The organism is Paenibacillus taichungensis (assembly GCF_003287275.1).
Classification (GTDB): domain Bacteria; phylum Bacillota; class Bacilli; order Paenibacillales; family Paenibacillaceae; genus Paenibacillus; species Paenibacillus taichungensis_A.
Genome location: NZ_QEVW01000044.1, coordinates 1 through 553 on the forward strand (window position 1 = coordinate 1; position 553 = coordinate 553).

Consider the following 553-nt stretch of genomic DNA (forward strand, 5'->3'; position numbering starts at 1 on the left):
TGAGAGCTCAAACTCTCAAACGTTTGGTGGCGATGGCGGAGGGGTTCCACACGTACCCATCCCGAACACGACCGTTAAGCCCTCTAGCGCCGATGGTACTTGGACCGCAGGGTCCTGGGAGAGTAGGACGCCGCCAAGCGTAAACCCATTACGGGTTTCAATATGATATATAATGTGGGCCCTTAGCTCAGTTGGTTAGAGCGCACCTCTGATAAGGGTGAGGCCGGTGGTTCGAGTCCACCAGGGCCCACCATGTATACCTTAAAATCTAATATGGGGCCATAGCTCAGCTGGGAGAGCGCCTGCCTTGCAAGCAGGAGGTCAGCGGTTCGATCCCGCTTGGCTCCACCAACAAGATTTTACAAGCTTGTTCTTTGAAAACTAGATATCGAAACGAAATTTTGCGATTTAGAACATTCCTTTTTAAGCTGAACTTGTGTAAACAAGTTTCAATAAAAACGGTAGATTGCATGAGCGAGTGATCGAAATGGAGCGACTTTTGGCTTTGGACGCAGTCCAAAACAAGTGGAGTGACAGCTCGAACACGAGCGGA

The 553-nt window shown here is 49.9% G+C and carries 2 tRNA genes and 1 rRNA gene; all 3 read left to right on the forward strand.

The features are described 5' to 3' along the window. The first annotated feature begins 22 nt into the window (after positions 1–22). The 3 genes from rrf to DC345_RS31170 all read left to right on the forward strand — a co-directional run bounded on the left by rrf (position 23) and on the right by DC345_RS31170 (position 351). Positions 23–139: ribosomal RNA gene (gene rrf / locus DC345_RS31160) — 5S ribosomal RNA — on the forward strand. A 37-nt stretch (positions 140–176) separates the two neighbouring features. Continuing rightward, positions 177–253 (forward strand) — tRNA-Ile (locus DC345_RS31165). A 22-nt stretch (positions 254–275) separates the two neighbouring features. Then, a tRNA-Ala gene (locus DC345_RS31170) sits at positions 276–351 on the forward strand. Positions 352–553: the final 202 nt, after the last annotated feature.